At 67.2% G+C, this 18,186-nt stretch carries 13 protein-coding genes; 5 read left to right on the top strand and 8 right to left on the bottom strand.

Going from position 1 to position 18,186, the window contains the following annotated elements:
* Positions 1–62: 62 nt before the first annotated feature.
* Positions 63–2,861, top strand: a complete 2,799-nt coding sequence (locus ABZV06_RS13645; RefSeq protein WP_355621302.1) for a CHAT domain-containing protein — start codon at positions 63–65, stop codon at positions 2,859–2,861.
* 12 nt (positions 2,862–2,873) lie between these two features.
* On the opposite strand, the gene ABZV06_RS13640 is transcribed toward ABZV06_RS13645, so the two are convergent.
* Positions 2,874–3,986, bottom strand: a complete 1,113-nt coding sequence (locus ABZV06_RS13640) for a tetratricopeptide repeat protein (protein WP_355621299.1) — start codon at positions 3,984–3,986, stop codon at positions 2,874–2,876.
* Positions 3,987–4,266: 280 nt separating this feature from the next.
* On the opposite strand from ABZV06_RS13640, the gene ABZV06_RS13635 reads away from it, so the two are divergent.
* Positions 4,267–4,488: a hypothetical protein gene (locus ABZV06_RS13635; protein ID WP_355233250.1), complete on the top strand. Its 222-nt coding sequence runs from the start codon at positions 4,267–4,269 to the stop codon at positions 4,486–4,488.
* Between the two features lie 143 nt (positions 4,489–4,631).
* Here ABZV06_RS13635 and ABZV06_RS13630 read toward each other — a convergent pair whose 3' ends face one another.
* The 3 genes from ABZV06_RS13630 to ABZV06_RS13620 all read right to left on the bottom strand — a co-directional run bounded on the left by ABZV06_RS13630 (position 4,632) and on the right by ABZV06_RS13620 (position 6,600).
* Positions 4,632–5,099: a DUF3592 domain-containing protein gene (locus ABZV06_RS13630; RefSeq protein WP_355233248.1), complete on the bottom strand. Its 468-nt coding sequence runs from the start codon at positions 5,097–5,099 to the stop codon at positions 4,632–4,634.
* A 204-nt stretch (positions 5,100–5,303) separates the two neighbouring features.
* Positions 5,304–6,452 (bottom strand): helix-turn-helix domain-containing protein, encoded by a 1,149-nt coding sequence (locus ABZV06_RS13625; protein ID WP_355621296.1) that lies wholly within the window; start codon positions 6,450–6,452, stop codon positions 5,304–5,306.
* On the bottom strand, positions 6,439–6,600 hold the full coding sequence (locus ABZV06_RS13620) for a hypothetical protein (protein WP_355621293.1): 162 nt from the start codon (positions 6,598–6,600) through the stop codon (positions 6,439–6,441). The genes ABZV06_RS13625 and ABZV06_RS13620 overlap by 14 nt, the downstream gene beginning before the upstream one ends.
* Positions 6,601–6,825: 225 nt before the next feature.
* On the opposite strand from ABZV06_RS13620, the gene ABZV06_RS13615 reads away from it, so the two are divergent.
* Together ABZV06_RS13615 and ABZV06_RS13610 are read left to right on the top strand one after the other, a co-directional pair.
* Complete coding sequence (locus ABZV06_RS13615) at positions 6,826–8,184, top strand: hypothetical protein (RefSeq protein ID WP_355621290.1); 1,359 nt, start codon at positions 6,826–6,828, stop codon at positions 8,182–8,184.
* A gap of 40 nt (positions 8,185–8,224) precedes the next feature.
* Positions 8,225–8,716 (top strand): NUDIX hydrolase, encoded by a 492-nt coding sequence (locus tag ABZV06_RS13610; RefSeq protein ID WP_355621287.1) that lies wholly within the window; start codon positions 8,225–8,227, stop codon positions 8,714–8,716.
* A gap of 250 nt (positions 8,717–8,966) precedes the next feature.
* Here ABZV06_RS13610 and ABZV06_RS13605 read toward each other — a convergent pair whose 3' ends face one another.
* On the bottom strand, positions 8,967–9,413 hold the full coding sequence (locus tag ABZV06_RS13605; RefSeq protein WP_355621284.1) for a hypothetical protein: 447 nt from the start codon (positions 9,411–9,413) through the stop codon (positions 8,967–8,969).
* A gap of 833 nt (positions 9,414–10,246) precedes the next feature.
* Between ABZV06_RS13605 and ABZV06_RS13600 the strand changes: the two genes are divergently transcribed.
* Entirely contained in the window at positions 10,247–10,801 is a 555-nt protein-coding gene (locus tag ABZV06_RS13600) for a DNA-binding response regulator (protein ID WP_355621281.1), read from the top strand.
* Here ABZV06_RS13600 and ABZV06_RS13595 read toward each other — a convergent pair.
* The 3 genes from ABZV06_RS13595 to treY all read right to left on the bottom strand — a co-directional run bounded on the left by ABZV06_RS13595 (position 10,767) and on the right by treY (position 18,185).
* Complete coding sequence (locus ABZV06_RS13595) at positions 10,767–13,748, bottom strand: toll/interleukin-1 receptor domain-containing protein (protein WP_355621278.1); 2,982 nt, start codon at positions 13,746–13,748, stop codon at positions 10,767–10,769. The genes ABZV06_RS13600 and ABZV06_RS13595 overlap by 35 nt on opposite strands.
* A 409-nt stretch (positions 13,749–14,157) precedes the next feature.
* Complete coding sequence (gene treZ / locus ABZV06_RS13590) at positions 14,158–15,882, bottom strand: malto-oligosyltrehalose trehalohydrolase (RefSeq protein WP_355621275.1); 1,725 nt, start codon at positions 15,880–15,882, stop codon at positions 14,158–14,160.
* On the bottom strand, positions 15,879–18,185 hold the full coding sequence (gene treY, locus ABZV06_RS13585; protein WP_355233240.1) for a malto-oligosyltrehalose synthase: 2,307 nt from the start codon (positions 18,183–18,185) through the stop codon (positions 15,879–15,881). Before treY ends, treZ begins: the two co-directional genes overlap by 4 nt.
* Position 18,186 lies beyond the last annotated feature (1 nt).

The raw sequence follows: 18,186 nt of genomic DNA, 5'->3' as shown, positions 1-18,186 counted from the left end.
CTCCTGTCGATGTGGCGCACGGCTGGCAGGCTGGGAGGCAACCGCGACGGGAAGGTGCGCCGGTGGGTGGCTATGCAAGGGACGCCGTGAACGACTGGCGTCGTGTCGCGGCCGGGCAGCGGCGTGGCGACCGGCGCTGGGCCGAGGCCCAGGTGGAGCTGGGGGCCGCGCTGCTCGACCGCTACCACGCGGACCAGGCGCGGCAGGACCTGATCGAGGCCACCGTCGTGCTGGAGGCCGCGATCCGCACGATGGCCGACTCCTTTCTGGCCGCGGAGTTGGGTACGGCGCACGGTGTCCGCGCGCTTGTCACGTACACCGATGTGCTGTTGGCCAGGGCCCGGATCGAGAGTGAGCCGCAGCTCCTGGACATCGCCGAGCAGTATCTGCAGTTCGCCGAGGACGCCTCGGCCGACCTCGGCAACAGCGCGGTGCTGATGCTCAAGAAGTGCCAGGTCTATCGGGTTCGGCACGACTTCGACGGCTCGGTCGACACGCTCTACCGGCTCACTTCCATCGCCAACTTGGCCGAGAACTGGATCAGTGTGGAGCACCGACCCGCGTTGCGGGGTATCCACGCGGAGGCGCTGTTACACGCCTTCCAGCTCACCGGCGTGGAGGACTACGTCGACGAGGCGCTGGACCTGCTGTCGTCGGTGGACACCACCGGGCCGAACCAGGACCAGATCGTCATGCTGCGAGCCCGGTGCCTGCTGGCCAGGGCGGCCGGGACCACCCACACCGCCGATGTCGAACGGGCCGTCGCGGTGCTGCGGGACCACACCTCACAGAGCATCGACGCGCGTTTCCTGCTCGGGCAGACGCTGCTCACCCTTGTCGACCGCACCGGCCGTGCCGAGCTGCTCGGCCAGGCCTGGGAGGAGTTCGCCGGCGCGCTGAGCACCGTCGGAGAGCGGCATCCGCACCATCGGATGGCGCTCGCCAGCCTCTCCACCGTCGGCATGAAGACGCACCAGCTGACGGGCGACGTCTCCGCCCTGGAGATCGCGATAGGCCTGCTGCGCCGGGCGCTCGCGCTGTCCGTACGCGGCGAGGCCAACCACGCGTTGTACCTGGACCAGTTGGGCTACAGCCTGCGGTTGCTCTACGACGCCACCGGGGAGCCCGCCTACCTGGAAGAGTCGCTCGTCCTGCTGCGCAAGGCGCTGGAGTCCCTGCCCGCGCGCGATCCGCATCGTGTCGAGACCGGGTTGTCCATCGCCCAGGCGTTGCGAGCGACCTACCTGCGTACCGGTGAGCCCGCGCTCCTGACCGAGGCCGCCGAGCGAGCGCTCGCCGCCGGCCGCATCGAGTCCGGGGCCGTGCCGGTCCGAATCCAGGCCTTCGACAAGGCGGCCTACACGCTGACCACGTTGGGCCGGTGGGAGGAGGCGACGGACGCCTTCGACGAGGCCATCACGCTGCTGCCCCGGTTGGCCTCCCGGGGACGTACCCGGCACGACCAGTACGCCGACCTCGGCTCGACGGCCGGGCTGGCGGCGACTGCCGCCTCCTGCGCGATCGGCGCGGGGCAGCCGGAGCGGGCCGTGGAGCTGCTGGAGCGTGGCCGGGGCCTGCTGCTGCACCAGCGGTTGACGGCGGACGGCGAGTGGGCGGCGCTCCAACGCGCCGACGGGCGTCTGGCGGCCGACTTCCAGCGGATGCGCCGGGACTTCGAAGCGCCCGCTCCCGAATCGTCCCGGCCCACCACCTTCGGCAGGGACCGGGAGACCGAGTGGAACGTGCTGCTGACGACGATCCGGGAGCTGCCCGGCCTGGGCGACTTCCTGCGCACGCCCACCGCCCGGCAACTGCTCGACCAGGTCGACGGGACCGTTATCGTGCCGATCGCGAGCGAGTTGCGCTGCGACGCGCTGATCCTGCGGGAGCACCGCGTCACGGTGCTCCCGCTGCCTCATCTGTCGCTGACCGATGCGATGACGCAGCTACGGCTGCTCCAGGAGGCCACCACCACGGCGTCCGATCCGACGGCGGACGCGCGGAGCCGGCTGCGCGCCCAGTCGGCACTCCGGGGCGTACTCGAATGGTTGTGGTCTGCCCTTGTCGGGCCGGTGCTGGACGCGATCGGCGCGCCGGAGGCGGGCGGCGAGTTGCCGCGCGTCTGGTGGTGCCCGGTCGGTCCGCTGGCGTTCTTTCCTCTGCACGCCGCGCAGGCCGAGGCCGGCCGGTCCGCCCTCGACCGGGTGGTCTCCTCCTACACCCCGACGGTGACCGCGCTCGCCCGCAAACGGACCGGGGCGCGCCCGTCCCGGCCCGACGCCCGGTCCTGCGTCGTGGCGATGCGCGCCACTCCCGGCGGCCCGGGGGCGTTGCCCAGCGCCGAACGTGAGGCCGCGTCGGCGGCGCGGGCGCTGCCCGGAGCGTGGACCGGGCTGGACGCGACGGCCACCCGGCAGCAGGTCCTGGACCGGTTGGTCGACTCGGCCTACGCGCACTTCGCGTGCCACGCCGTGGCCGACCCGCACGACGCGGCGCAGGGCCGGCTGCTCCTGCACGACCACCAGGACAGCCCACTCACCGTGGCCGACGTGTCCCGGCTCGACCTGGACGCGGAGTTCGCCTTCCTGTCGGCCTGCGCGACCGCCCAGGCCCCGCCGACCCTCGTCGACGAGGCGCTGCACATCACCGGCGCTTTCCAACTCGCCGGGTTCCGGCACGTCATCGGCACCCTGTGGGAGGTCGACGACACGGTCTCCCTCGCGCTGACCGACGCCTTCTACGAGCACGGCGACGCGACCGGGTCGGCCGCGTACGCGCTGCACTCGGCGGTGCGCCGGCTGCGGGACCGCTACCCGCTCGCGCCGACGCTGTGGGCGGCGCACATCCACACCGGAGGCTGACCTTCGTCGGAATCAGCGGGTGCGCCGGACCAGCGCCCGCGCCTTCTCCGTGTCGGGGTGACCCGGGCCGTGCACGCGTTCGCACCCGGCCAGCGCGGCGCGCGCCACACCGCCCGCCCGCCGGTCACCCGCCTCGATGAGCAGTTGGGCGAAGAGCGTCCGCATCTCCAGGGTTCCGGGATGGTCGACGCCCCGGCCCCGCTCACTGTCCGGCAGCGTGTCGGCCAGCAACCGGATCGCCTCAGCCTGCCGCCCCGCCCCGGCGAGCGCTCTGGCCAAAGAGTGCCGGGCATGCAGAGACACGCCGTCGGTGGTGCTGAGCACGCGCCCGGCGTCGTCGGCGAGCGCCTGGGCCGGTTCGACCGCCTCGGCCGCCCGGCCGGAGTCGAGCAGGACGACCAGCAGATTGCTGCGGGCCTGCATCGTCACCGGGCTGGTGGGGCCCACCGTCCTGGTCATCCGCCGGACCACGTCCCGCAGGGCCCGCTCGGCCTGCTGGCTGTTGCCCTGCAGGTGTTGCAGGCCGGCCAGTTTCATCTGGCAGGCCAGGGTGTCCGCGTCGTCCCTGCCCAGCGTCCGCGCCATACCGTCGGCGACCCGCCGCAGCAGCGGCTCGGCCTCGTCCATCCGACGCAGTTCAATTAGCAACCAGCCGAGGTTGTTGCCGCTGCGCAACGTCTCGGCGTCGTCGTCGCCCAGCACCCGGCGGCGTGCCTCGTAGACGTCTCGTTGCACCAGCTCCGCCTCGGCGTGCGAGCCGCGCTGCCACAGCGCGAAGGCCAGGCTGTGCTTGGTGCGCAGGGTGTCCGGATGCTCCGACCCCAGCGCCGAGCTGCGCAACCCGACGACCTCCTGATAGACGGCCACGGCGGTGTCGACGTCCCTGGTACGCATCAACTCCTGCGCGTAGCGGTTTCCCGCCTCCAACGTCCGCGGGTCGGACGCGCCGTACTGGTCGTGGAAGGCGTGGTACTGCAACCCGAAGGCGGTCGGACCGCCGATGGTCTGCGTCACCGGTGGACGACCGCCGCCGCTGACGGTGATCTCGATGACCGGGCCGGTCGGCTTCGGTTCGCGCGGTGGCTCGTCGTCGCGTTTACGGCTGCGGTTGAACCATCTGCCCACTCTGCGCACCTCCGGCGGTGTCGACGTCACGATCCGTAACGGAGAGCAGACTATCGATCCAGGCTGATTCCGTCGCCGCAGGTGCTCAACGGGTAAGGCCGACGAGCGTCGACAGTCACGCCACGCCGGCCGGCGCCGGCTGCGCACGGACGACATCGGCGATGAGAGTACGCGCCAACGGGCCAGACCCACGTTATCGACTTGTTGGGCCACTACGCTGCGCACTACTCTCCTGACCGACAGCACATGCCAGCCGTCTGTTTCTCTGATGGAGGTCACCATGAAGCTGACCAAGCTCTACAAAGATCCTGGCTCGGGTGGCAACGGGTGCCCTACGGTCTACCTGGGAGAGAGCGGGGAGCTTGTCGTTCAGGGGAACCTGATCGACGAGGACACCGTGGGCGAGCTGGAGAACGTTCTTCCCGGCGAGGGCGCGGTGCGGATACCCGCCGAGGTTCTGCTCGGTGCCATTGAGCGCTACCGCCAGTCCGAGCAGCGGTGATCGAGCGTTGACGTAGCGCCTCCGTCGGGTTGTCCCGCGCGGCCGCCGGCAGCACCCGTACCAGCTCGGAGCGACCGGGCCGAAGCTGGTGCGTGCTGATCGTCGCGGCCGGCCGCGGTTTGCGGGGGCGAGCGTCGCGTCAACTACGCGAGGGCTGCCGCGTGCCTTCGGCGACGCCGTTTGCGAAGCTCATGGATGACGCCCCAGAGCCCGACGAACACGAGCGCTATCCCGCCGAGCGCGACCAGATACTCCGCCCCGCCTCGGGACACCCACAGCCGGCCCCGCTCCGGGGCATCCGGCGAGTAGAGGACCGTGACCGAGTCACCGTCGCGGTTGGGGGAGCCGCTGCGGGTGACCATCTCCCGGCGGAGCACCTGCCGTCCATCGGGTACGGCGTACTGAAAGTCGTAGTACGTGCCATGGCGACTCGCGCGTGGTGGCGTCTCAGATGTGCTGATCAGCGTGGCGCTGGTGTAGACCTCCCCCGGCCAACCTCGATGATCCCAAACGATGGTGACGCCGAGACCGGTCACCAGGATTCCGCACATGATGGCCGTCAGTGCAGCCCGCAGCGCCGAGACACCATGGGGATTGCGGTACTCAGCCATGGCCGAGAGGTTATCCGCGCCACACAAGGGGTTGCGGGGTAGGTACGACCCTTGTCGATGCTGGCTGATCGTCGACGTGTCGCAGTGCCCGATTGAGCACCCGCACAACTTCACCGAAACTGCTGCCTCGGGCACGCGGGAGACAGCAGTTTCCCTGATGTTGCGCGGATCTTGAGGCCGATCGGCTCGGCGGGGCGCACCGATTCATCGGGTGAGGCCGACCAGCGTCGCCAGTCGCGCCACGCCGGCCGGCGCCGGCCGCGCCCGCGCACAATTGGCGATGAGGGTACGCGCCAGAGGCCGCCCCCGGACCTCACCCGGCGCGACACTGTCCGCGTCGACCAGAGCGCGCGCCGCCCCGCGCAGGTCACCGGCGTGCACGTACACCCGCGCGGCGTCGAGCAGGTACGCGCCCCGATACTCGGCCGGCAACCACCGCCAGCCCTCCCGCCGCACCACGATCGAGTGCCGCCGTAGCGCCTCCACCGAGTTGTCCCGCGCGGCCGCCAGCAGCACCCGTACCAGCTCGACGGCGACCGGGCCGAAGCTGGTGCGGTGCTGATCGTCGTACCCCCGAAGGTTGGTGGCGACGCCCGCGGCCCGGTCGGTCAGCGCGGCGGCGTGCCGGTGCTCGCCGCAGCCGGCGGCGGCGAGGGCGGCCTGGAGCAGCAGCGTCCCACCCACGGCCCACTCCCCTGCCGGCCGCTGCGGCCGGACGTGGTTCGCGGCGGCGAGCGTCGCGGCCAGGGCCAGGCGGTCGCGGCCCGACGCGCGCAGCGCCTGCCCGACCGAGACAGCGGCCGTCGCCGCGAGGACGGGGTCGTCACCGGCGGCACCCATCGCCCGGTCGGCGGCCAACCAGGCGAGGTCGGCCTCGCCGAGCTTGACCAGCAGCGACGAGGTGATCCGGTACGCCGACACCAGCAGCTCCGCCGACCGCGCACCCTGGGCGGTGTCGAGCAGACCCGGCACCACCCGCAGCAACTCGCCGTAGTGCGCATGCTGATAGGTCAACCAGGCGTGCCCGACCTGCCTTCCTGCCTCTTCCGGCGTCTGCTGGGTGGCTTCCGGGGTGTCGTAGCGGGCGAGCGCGGCCCGGATGTCGTCCACGCCGTCCGGCGTGCCCGCCGGAGTGCTGGGCGGCTGGCCGAGCAGCGCCTCCGGCTCGACGCGCAGGACGTGGGCCACCTCCTGGATCACCGAGTACCGGTCCAGGGGGCGGACGCCCCGCTCGATCTTGTCGACCCAGCTCTTCGACCTGCGCAGCCGGTCGGCAAGCACCTGCTGGGTCATCTGCCGCCGTACCCGCCAGCTCGCCACCCGTCGACCGATCGGGACGTCATCGCTGGTCACGCCGCCACCGCCGGTCCGGGACCGCGCGGGTCGTGTCCTCCACGGGTACGCGCTCCGCCTCGGCCTGGGCGAGAATGCGCTGCTTGGCCGCCTCCCGCTCGGCAGCTTCAGCCTGTTCACCCCGGCTCGTCGGTTCGTCGCCTGGCATCTCCACCTCCGTCTACCAGGGCTCGACAGTCAACATCTGTCGCCGCCCCAGGAACTCCCTGCAACCAGGGAAGCCGACCGCGAGCGCACGGGCCAGATGGCGAACGATGTGCTCGGTTGCGCAGGTCAGGACGTGGCTTGCGCGGGGTTGCGCGGGTCCCCATAGGACGTCGGTAAGCCATAGGCTCATCACTGTTGGTAGTTGCGTAATGGCTGGAGGCGGAACATGGCGCGACCGGTGACCAATGCAGCATTCGAAGGGTTGTTGGCTGCCGCTGGTTATGGGAACGCGCACGCCGCATTCGCACGCCAGCTCAACCACGCAGGCCGAGAGCAGGGCGCCTGGCGATACGACGCGGCCAGCGTCTACTGGTGGCTGCGCGGTCGGACGCCCGGAGAGAACGTTCAAGCCGCCATGACCGAAACACTCGCTCGCAAACTCGGGCGTCCTATCTCCGCGGCAGAGCTGGGATTTGGCGCTCTCTCCAGCACCGGATCATGCGTCTACCCCGCTTCCGTCGATGCGGCGATAGATGCCACCGACCAGATCTGGACGACGCTGGCCAAGCACCACGGCCGGACGACAGACGGGACCTTCGACAGCGGCAAAGCCCTCCAGGCGGCCCTCGGCTGGCGGTATGACCTGCCCGACGAGACGGTCAATCGGCAGGGTCGACAGCAGGTGACGGCAACAGATGTTCTATCGCTCTACGCGCTGGCGGACCACTTCACCGACATGGACCGACGTCACGGCAGCGGCTCTCCGCACACCCGTGCCGTCATGGCCGATCTTCTTGTTCGCCAGGTCGGGCCGATGTTGCGGGGCGCCTACACCGATACGGTGGGACGCGACCTCATGCGCGCGGCGGCAACGCTCGCCGGTCAACTCGCCTTCATGTCCTATGACGCGGGCGAACACGCCATGGCGCAACATCACGTGATCCTCGGTCTGCGGCTTGCAAAGGCCGGCAACGACCGCCTCTACGGCGCTCACCTGCTGGCGAACCTTGCCACCCAGGCTGTGTTTCTTGGACATGCTCGGGAGGCTGCTCGGCTCGCCGAAGCTGCCATTGACGGGGCTGGCCGTGCCCCCGCCACCGTTCTCGCGCGGCTACACGCCACCGCCGCCACTGCCTACGGACAGGCAGGCGAGCGGCGGGCCTGCCAACTCGCCCTCAACAAGGCTGAGCGCTGTCTCGGCCGGACGGGTACCGATCCTGGCCCACGCTGGATCGGCTACTTCACGCCGGCCCACCTGGCCGGGGCCGCGCTGAGATGCCTGGGCGACCTGGGCCTGTACCCGCAGGCCCTGCTACAAGCGCCCGAAGCACTTAACCTTGGCAGCCAGAACACTCGAACCCGCGCCCTGCACACCGCCCTCATCGCTTCGACCCATGCCCGCGCTGGTGACACCGATGCGGCGTGTGACTGGAGCCGGACGTTGGCGCGGGACGTTGCGAGCGTCCAGTCGGTACGCCTCCGTCAGCGCCTCCGCGAACTCGCGAACAATCTCCGGCCGCACCAGTCATCGCCCCAGGTCAACGAGGCCCTGGTTGCTCTCGCAGTTACGCCAGCAGCTACCTAGGGCAAGAGCGTACTTGGGCGTGTCCGCTACCGTCACCGGGGTGACCTGGACGGAGCCTGCCACGTGGTATGCCAACCTGGCCTCCTTCTACGCTGCCGCTGCGGCTTTCATCACCGACCCGGCGGGCAACGTCTTGCTCGTCAAGCCCACGTACCGCGACCAATGGGCCTTTCCCGGCGGCTACGTAGACGAGGGCGAGTACCCGCATGACGCCTGCGCCCGCGAGATTCGAGAAGAGCTGGGCGTCATGCTGCCGGTGGGCGCTCTGCTCGTAGTCGACTGGGCACCGCCTGCCGGGCCGCGCCCCCGTGCGATCATCAGTTTCACGTTTGACTGCGGGTCCGTCGCCCGCCGCGATGGCTTCAACCTGCAGGGTCGGGAGTTGGAGGACGCCGCCTTCTTCTCGTGCAATGAGGCTGAGCGCCGCCTCCCGAGCAACGTTGCCACCCGAGTTGGTGCGGGGATGCGTGCCCGTGACCGACGCACCCCGGCCTATCTTGCAGGGGGCCTGACCGTCCCTTTTGGCCAATAAGCGGACGCGAGAACCGATCTAACTGCCAGCCCGCCGGCAACTCCCTTTGTAGTTGTCGGCACCTTGCCTGCAGTCGTTTCAATCCGTTTTCAGCGCTAGCTTGGCTTGCGTCGCACCATGGTGTGACTGGACGCTGAGCAGCCGCCCTCCTCGCCACTCACAATCTGCGGCAGCATCATTCTAAATGCGGTCCAGTCGCGCCACCGAGACAACGCCTCACCTTCGCACCCGCGCAGGCGCGATCGAGCAGCTAAATAAAGGCAGTTGTCATAGTTAACGCAAGGCCGTACAGAGCGACGGCGACATGAAGGCCGGTCCAAAGCGCGTGAAGGCGGACCCGATTCATGCGGGGAAAGGCAGCATAATGACTTTGGCGGCGTTCGACAATATTGACGTCTTCACCAAGAGCTTTCATATCTTTTAGAGTAGCGGTCAACGCACGGGCCTGACCAAGGTGGTAAGCAGCTCGTTCGTGGTATTTGGCAGACAAAACAGCGCCGAAAGTGCCTATCATGACTATCAATACACCCAGCGGTAAGGTGTTGAGCGCGAATTTTTGCTGAATGACGAGACCGCTAAGCGCGGCGGTTACGACCAAGATAAAATTGGTCATAGTAGCGCGCTGGTTCTCGCACTGCCGCAATTGCTGGCGATGTTCGTTCCAGTATGCCAGAACGAGGTCGGCGGATTCGCTCATTAGCCACCTTCCCGCAGGCGCGTCACGTACAGGCCGCGTAAGAGGCAATCGACGACCAGGTCGCCCGGGCCCAAATTCGAGCTCAATATCGTAGGGCGGCAAGCCCGGAGGGACTGCCACCCGATACGCTAGCTCATCCCGGTACGTCTATACAACCTCTATCGGGTCTACGGAGACTTCTTGTCGCAACTCGGAGGGCTTGGTCGTGACAAATATCGCTTATTTTCGACGAGAAAGTTCACGAAACCAAGTGCCGCGCGAGGTCTCGCTGTCGGAGACGTTGCATGCTATGCATTAATTCTCCGGATGGCTTCCAATGCGCCTCTGAGATGTCCCACGGCCTCGTCAAGGTCACGCCGCGCAAGGGAAGCGGAACCCGACCCCGTGCGTGCAACACGATCGATCATCTCAGGACCATACCTGTAGAGCTCATCTATCAGCGCTGAGATCCGCTCGTGGATGCGAACACGGCCACTCGGGCTCGAGACCCCTGCATTCGTCACGCCCCCGCCAAAGGCTCGCGCGACGCGGAAGTCCGAATCAGGTTGTGCGGATCTCTGACCAAGGGAACGATCCGAGCCCTCGCTTCCCACTGTCATCATCGCTGATCCTCCTACGTCAAGTGGCTTTGCCTGACGCTAGGGCGGTCGCCGCTTGCCGGTCCATGACGCAATCCGAGTGGCAGACCCATGCCAGGCCGTGGCTCAGTTGGTCAAACATGGCAGTATCGGCGATGATCAGCGGGCATCAGGCCGCTTCGCTCGGAGGTACCGGCTCTCATGGTCGTACGGATTGCCGTCACGGACCCGTTGCCCGTTTTCCGGCGTGGAGTGATGGCGACCCTTCGCGATGCCGGCTTCGAGCCTGAAGCCCCGGACGATCCCCTAGCCTGGCTGCATGACCAGCAGCCCGCCGCGCTGATCTTTACACTGCTGTCCGATAGCGACTGGGGCTTACTGGAGTCACTCAACAGCAGCACGACTGACACGCTGCTCGTCGTACTGGCAGAACGTGTCACGGTCGAGACGTCTGTGCGAGCATTCCGCCTCGGAGCCGCCTGCATACTGCCTCGAAGCACCAGCCCGGCAGCGCTAAGCGAAGCATTTAGTGCGGCTTTGGATGGACGAAGCACAATCTCGCTCGACGTGCTTCGAGCTCTGATCTCCCCTGAGCCATCGACACCATCTGATGAGCATCCGTCCAACCAGGAGCGGGAATGGCTTCGTAGTCTTTCCCGTGGAGTGACCGTTGGCCAGCTCGCGCTCGAGGCTGGGTACTCGGAGCGAATGATGTTCCGCCTATTGCGAAACCTTTATACCCGCATCGGTGCAGTTGGACGCGCGGATGCGCTGGTTACGGCTCAGGCAAAGGGGTGGCTCGGACCCTAAGCAGTTCCCGGAGGCTGGCAAGTCCATCATGATCGTCTGCTACCAGCTCGCGAAAGAGGATGCGCCTACGCGCTTGAACACCGGCAAAGCCCGCGATCTCGATGGCGGACTGGTATGCGGCGAGCGCTGATGCCTCATCAGACGTAGAGTGTCGGATGAGCGCCATGCCCGCAAGCTGAAGTGCACTGAAGTCAAGAGAGTCGTAGAGTTTCGGCTCCGAGTTGGGCACTCTCCTCAAGATCGCGAGCCCTCGTGCAAAGTCGTCTTCCGCTGGCCGCCGACGCCTACGCCTCCACTCCACAATCCCTCTTAAGGCATACGCCCCCGCCCCTGGCATGCCATGTCCGGACCGCACGGCCAAATCAGCAGCCGCATGGGCGTTCTCGAGATCGACACGGCGTAGGTGCAGCACAGCAAGTGTTGTGCCAGTAATCCTCAGAAGGTTCGGATGACTCGTCTCCGCAGCGAGCCGATGCGCGGTTTTAGCTGCAACGATAGCGCTTGCATCGTCACCATCGAGCAAATATGCCCACGCGCGCAAGTCGTCACACGTGCCAGCGAGTATTTTGGCGCCATTACTGTGTGCTTCTTCGCTAGCCCGCTCAGCCAGCATAATGCTCGTAACGTATTCGCCTCTTTCGAGTGCAATCTTGGCCTCGGCGAACAACAGCCTCGCAGCCAATCGCCCATTATCTGCGTCGTCCGTGCTACTTGTGAGCTCGCCCCCAACCAGGCCTCCGAGATCTTGCCGAGCGCATGCAACAGATCGGGTAGCGGCATCTAAGCGCCCCAATTCAATCAAGCAAACCGCTTGATTATAACGCGCATCTGCCCGACTCCAGAGTTCGCGGCCGGAGTTTGCAATTTCGACCGATTCATCAAAGGCGTCGAGCGCTGCACCGACCCAACCCTGGGCCAGGTAAGACACCCCGAGCTGATTGAGGAGTATGACTTGATTTTCGTTGTCCCTCAGCTCTGCGTTGCGTCGACCCGCGCGCAATACGTGTTCAACAGCCTCGTGCAGTTTTCCTTGCTGCATTAGCGCCCGACCCAAGAGGCTGTCGACAAGAACAAGTGCGTTCGTGTCGGTCGTTATTGAAGAGAGCCGCGTCAAATAAACGGCCAGCACCCATGTCTGCCCCCACCCCTTCAGATAACGGTGGTCGACCTCTTTCATGATTCGCAAAGCGCGTTCGCCATCACCGCAATCTAAATATAGTTCAATCGAGTTTAGGTACGGTTCAAGGTCAATCAGGCCGCCTAGCCCTGCGGCAGCCTCGAACTCGTGAGCACAGCGGTAGAAGTAATGAGCGGCACGGCGTTGAAGAGTCGTCCGCACCTCAGCATCTGCCGTGAGAAATTCGGCGCGCTCGGCAGGAAGCAATGAGAATCGCTCTTCATCCTCTTCGAAGCGTTTACCGGCCGCCCGGACGATTCTTCGGCCTATAAGACTAGTCACGGCTTCGGCGATGCGGTTGCGGGTCGCTTCCCTCACGAGTGCCATTATTGCCTCTGCCGACACAGGGCGGTTATAAATCGCGAAAGCCTGTGCTACGTCAAGCTCGATGTCGCCGAGTGCTGCAACAGTGAGCTCGCCGAGCGTCCGCCCGCTCGTCATGGTGTCGAGGAGAGTCTGCAGCGCCGCTGGCCTACCTGCCGCCATGCCATGGATGCGTTCCGCAGGACGCGGCCAGGTTCGCGTCAGACTAGTAAATAGACCCCACTGCCGCGAAGACATGGGTAACAGACTCTTCCCGGTCGCAGAAGCAAGGCCCGATAAAAACTCGCGCAGCTCCTCCGGCGGTAGGCCGTCTAGCATTCCAACAGAGGTCACTACCGGCGACCGCGGACGCTGCGTCGTGACGAGGAGGACCTGGACGGCATGCTTGTCGCGACCCGACAGGTCATCTAGCAGCGCCAGCAGTGTCTCGTCACGGAGTTTGCCGTCATCGTCAAGCAAATGCTCCAAGTCGTCGAGGATAATCAGTACGCGCTGCCCACCAAGAGCACTAAGAACCGTATCAAGCTTTGCCAGTACACTAAGGTCACGGTCACTGATACGGTTCAGCAATGCCGCCCGAATTCGAAGGTCGGAATGGGCCGAGGCCAATCCCTCCAGCACCGTTACGGCGTTGAGCGGGGGGTAACCGCCAGCCGCTAGGTAGTCGATCGCACAATTACTTCCCCGCTCTCGAGCGAACTTGGCGACCGCTGCGGTCTTGCCAACGCCGGCCCCCCCTACAAGGGCTGTCAGCACAGCGCCCGGCCGCTCGAGGACAGCTCTTAGTTCGCCGACTACCTTCTCACGGCCCGTTACATGTGGCGGCACGAATCCAGGTAAGGGACGAATCATCCTTGGCCTTGAACGACTGTCAAGGCCGTCGGCAGGATGGGCCAACAGTTGCTGGCCCATTTGCTCTATGATTTTGCTGTCATTCGATGCCGCAGAGCTCGCCCCGGGGAAATGCACATCACGAGGAGATGATGGTCTCACGCGTGCACCAGGGAACGCCGCCGAAACAGGCCGTGGTCGCTCTTTATCCACCGCAGCCAGCAATTTCTTACGCGCTGCAGCCTCGTCAGAGCCCACTAAGTCTACGTAGACGCGAGTCATCAATAGGCCCGGCGGCTCACAATCCCTTACCCGGACCGGAATTAATAAGCCAAGTTCTCCGCTCGGGTCCTGGGCAAACGCTACCCGCCACTCTGCGGCCCCAAACTGCGACTCTAGATATGCGGGCGTTAACACAGCAATCACCCGACTTGTCGATATTACACCCTTCTGCATTTCGTGAACGAAATCCTTACCTGGGCGAATATCGGCCGTCTGGTACCGCGTCAAATAGCCAGCAGCCTCAAGCTCTACCGCTATCCACTCGGCCCAATCTCGATCTTCTGTTGCGTAGCTGATGAAAAAACTTTGCAACTCGGGATCTTTTTCGTCCACCAGCTTCTCCTGCGGCCTGGAGTACACATCGTACGCAACGAGAGGCAGCCGCTGGAGTGACTAAAGTTCGACAACAAAGTACCTTGTTCTTGTGGTATAAGTCGAGGTCCCGGCGCCTGCTGACATCAAGGCGAGCATCTCGATATCTCCAGGGGAACCGAACCGCAGCGATGGAAAGGATCTCGACCACTTCTCGTCCGCCGGATGGGCACGTCGCCCAGCGGATCGTCAAGATCGAAAGTAGACGTTCCTGTGGGGCCTATTGAGGCGACTTTCGGCCTGTGGTTCGGGTGTCGCTGCCGCGGCGCGGACAAAATGAAGACATCTTGTTCTTATCCGCGCTCATCTCAGATGAGCAATCTCCGCACATGTCGCAAGGCTTCCACCCCTGCGCCAACTGTTCGCGTGCTCACAACGCCACGATCGCCGCTGTCTCCGCTGGCAGCTCGATCCGGTCCCGCATCACGGTGACTCCCTCGCCGGTGGCCAGGAGCACCCGCCGAGCCACCCCAGGCAGCGACACCCCCTGCCCCCGCCCAGCAAAGTTGGCGACAACCAACGTGTCCCCCCGCCGCATCAGCAGGAACTGGTCCCCGTGCTGCACCGAAACAGCATGCATCCGAGGATCCGACAGGTCAGCCACCGACCGCCGCAACGAGATCAACCGCTGATAAAAGGCCAGCATCGAAGCGTGCTCGGGCTTGTCCAGCTCGGCCCAGTCCAACCGCGACCGAGTAAACGTCTCCGGGTCCTGCGGATCGGGCACGTCCCCCTCCGGCCACCCGTGCGACGCGAACTCCCGCCGCCGCCCGGTCCGCACCGCAGAGGCCAACTCCGGCTCCGGATGCGAGGTGAAGAACTGCCACGGCGTGGAGGCCGCCCACTCCTCCCCCATGAACAGCATCGGAGTGAAGGGCGCCGTCAGCAGCAGCATCGCCCCGACCCGCACGAGCGCGGACGACAGCGAGGCCGAGATCCGATCCCCGGTGGCCCGGTTGCCGATCTGGTCGTGGTTCTGCAAGTAGGCGACCAGCCGGTGACCGGGGACGCGCGAGTCCAGAGGCCGCCCGTGGTGCCGGTTGCGGAAGCTGGACCAGGTGCCCGCGTGGAAGAACCCGCCGGTCAACACATCCGACAGCGTCTCCAAAGAGCCAAAATCGCCGTAGTAGCCCTGCCGCTCCCCCGTCAGCAGCGTGTGCAGCGCGTGGTGCGCGTCGTCGTTCCACTGGGCGTGCAGCCCGAACCCGCCCGCCTCCCGAGGCGTGATCAGCCGTGGATCGTTGAGGTCCGATTCGGCGATCAACGACAACGGCCGCCCCAGGTGGGTCGACAGCGACTCGACGGAAACGGCCAACTCTTCGAGCAGAGGCACCGCCCGGGTGTCCGGCAGGGCGTGCACGGCGTCCAGGCGCAGCCCGTCGACGTGGTAGTCGCGCAGCCACATGAGCACGCTGTCGGTGATGTAGCGGCGTACCTCGTCGGAGTGCGGGCCATCGAGGTTGATCGAGCGGCCCCAACTGTTGCTCTGCTCCGCGAGGTAGGGGCCGAACCGTGGCGCGTAGGCCCCGGAGGGCCCGAAATGGTTGTAGACGACGTCCAGGATCACCCCCAAACCGCGAGCATGAGCGGCGTCGACGAACCGTTTCAGGCCGTCGGGGCCGCCGTAGGGCTCGTGTGGGGCGTACCAGCAGACGCCGTCGTACCCCCAGTTGTGTTCGCCGTTGAAGGCGTTGACCGGAAGCAGTTCGACCAGGTCGACACCGAGGGCGACGAGGTGGTCGAGGCGGTCGATGGCCGCGTCGAAGGTGCCCTCGGGGGTGAAGGTGCCGATGTGCAGCTCGTAGAGGACGCTGCCGGGCAGTTGCCGGCCGGTCCACGCGCTGTCGGACCACGCGAAGGCGGAGTGGTCGTAGCGGCGGCTCGGCCCGTGCACCCCCGCAGGCTGCCACGGCGAGCGGGGGTCGGGCAGCGCGGTTTCGTCGTCGTTCAGCAGAAAGGAGTAGTCGAGGCCCGCGTCGGGCACGTCGACAAGCCACCAGCCGTCGGCGGCGGCGCGCATGTCGTGGTCGGTGTCGCCGGCCAGGCGTAGGCGCACCCGGCTCGCGTCGGGTGCCCAGACGGAGAATTCGGTCATGACGAGGCCTCCTCGGCAGCGGTGGGAGGAGCCAGCAGAGCAACGGGATAGTCCGCGAGGAGATTGTCCAACGGGACCTCCCCGCCACTGTAGACCCGACCGGTGAACAGGTCCTTCACCTCGTTAACACCAAGCGACAGGGCTGTGTCACACCAGCCACCGGCACGTGCCAGGCCGAGCGGCAGCCGGGTCGCCACGGCGATCACGCCACCCCGGTCGAAGGCCACCACGTGCCGGCCGACCGGCCCGTGCGCCGGCACCGGCCGGTAGCCGGTGAACAGCTCCGGGTGCGCCCGCCGCAGGCGCAGCGTCCGCGACACGACGAGCAGCTTCGCCGCTCCGTCGGTGTCGACCGGGGGACGCCAGCCGCCGTCGAGCCGTGCCAGCATCTCTCGGCGTACGTCGAAGTCGACCGGCCGGCGATTGTCCGGATCGACCAGGGAGTTGTCCCACAGCTCGGTGCCCTGGTAGGTGTCCGGCACACCGGGCATGGTGAGCTGGATCAGCTTCTGCCCGAGCGAGTTGCACCAGCCGGCCGGGGTGATCGCGGCGGCGAGTTCGGTCAGCTCGTCGTGCAGCGCCGGGTCGTCGTACATGCGGTCGATGACCGCGTGCATGGCCTGCTCGAAGCCCGCGTCCGGGTCCGCCCAACTGGTCGAGGCCGCGGCCTCCCGGGCGGCCTTCTCCGCGTACGCGTGCAGCCGCTCCCGCTCGATCGGCCACGCGCCGACGGCCGTCTGCCAGAGCAGGTGGGCGAACGCCGGGTCGGGCAGCGGCGCGTACTCCATCCAGGTTGTGACCTGCTCCGCCCACTGAGCCGGCAGCTCGCTGAGCACGGCGAGGCGGGCGCGGACGTCCTCGCCGCGCTTGGTGTCGTGGGTGGAGAGGGTGGTCTGGCTGGCGGGCCAGCGGACCTGGCGGGCGCCGGCGAAGCGGTGGAACTCCGCCGGCGGCACCCCGAAGTGGGCGGGACTGCCGCCGACCTCGTTGAGCGCCACGAAGCGCGTCCACCGGTAGAAGGCGGTGTCCTCGACGCCCTTCGCCATGACCGCGCCGGTGAGCTGCGGGAACCGCATGCCCAGCTCGTCGTCGGGGTCGCGCAGCCGGCGGGTGATCGCGTCCAGGGCGCCGGTCAGGTCGGGGCGGCGACGGCCGGCCTCGGAGCGGGCGGCGGCGAGGTGCCGGATGCCGTGCGGCGGGTAACCCCGGTAGACCGGGAACACCGCGGCCAGCTCGGCGAGCGCCTCGCGAGCCTGCTCGGTGGGCACCTCGGGGGCGAGCGCGGCGAGCCGGGTCAGCTCGGCGGCGAGCAGCGTCGTGGCGGCGGCCAGCTTCGTGGAGTGGGTCAGGTCCTCCCACGAGGTGCGCTGCCCGGTCAGGCGGCTGTCCAGCACCGTGAAGTCGCCCTCGGCGTCGGTGTCGACGAAGAGCCCGTTCACGGCGGCGAGAGCGTCGTACCCGGTGGTGCCGTCCACCGGCCAGTCCGGCAGCTCCTCGCCGTACTCCAGGATCTTCTCCACCACGAGCCAGGCGTCCGGCGCGGCCGCGCGCAGCCGCGCGAGGTAGCCGGCGGGGTCGCGCAGGCCGTCCGGGTGGTCGACGCGGATGCCGTCGACCTCACCGTCGGCGGCCCAGCGCAGGATCAGCTCGTGCACGGCCGCGAACACCGCCGGGTCCTCCACCCGCAGGCCCGCGAGGCCCGCGATGGCGAAGAACCGGCGGTACGTCAACTCGGCGTCCCCGCGCCGCCAGGAGACCAGCTCGTAGTGCTGCCGGTCGTGCACCTCGCGGGCGCTGCCGTCGCCGGTGCCGTCGGCGACCGGGAAGCGGTGCTCGTGGTAGCGCAGCTCGCCGTCGACGACCTTCAGGTCGTCCAGGGCGGCCGCGTCGTCGGCCAGCACCGGGAGCAGCAGCCGGCCCCGGTCCCAGTCGATGTCGAACCAGTCGGCGTACGACGAGTCGCGCCCCCGGCGCAGCACGTCCCACCAGGCCGGGTTGGCCGGCGGTACGGCGACCCCGGCGTGGTTCGGCACGATGTCGACGACCAGGCCGAGCCGCTTGTCGCGCAGGGCGCGCACCAGCCGCTGCCGGGCGGCCTCCCCGCCCAGCTCCGGGTTGACGGTCCGGTGGTCGACGACGTCGTAGCCGTGCTGCGAGCCGGGCGTCGCGGCCAGCAGCGGGGCGGTGTAGAGGTGGCTGACGCCGAGGTCGTGCAGATAGTCGACGATCGCGGCGGTCGCGTCCAGGTCGAAACCGGGGCGGACCTGGACGCGGTAGGTGGCCTTCGGAGGGGTGGCCGGCATG

It is taken from the genome of Micromonospora sp. NPDC005172 (genome assembly GCF_040608555.1).
GTDB lineage: Bacteria > Actinomycetota > Actinomycetes > Mycobacteriales > Micromonosporaceae > Micromonospora.
This window is presented reverse-complemented; position numbering and strand designations above follow the sequence as displayed.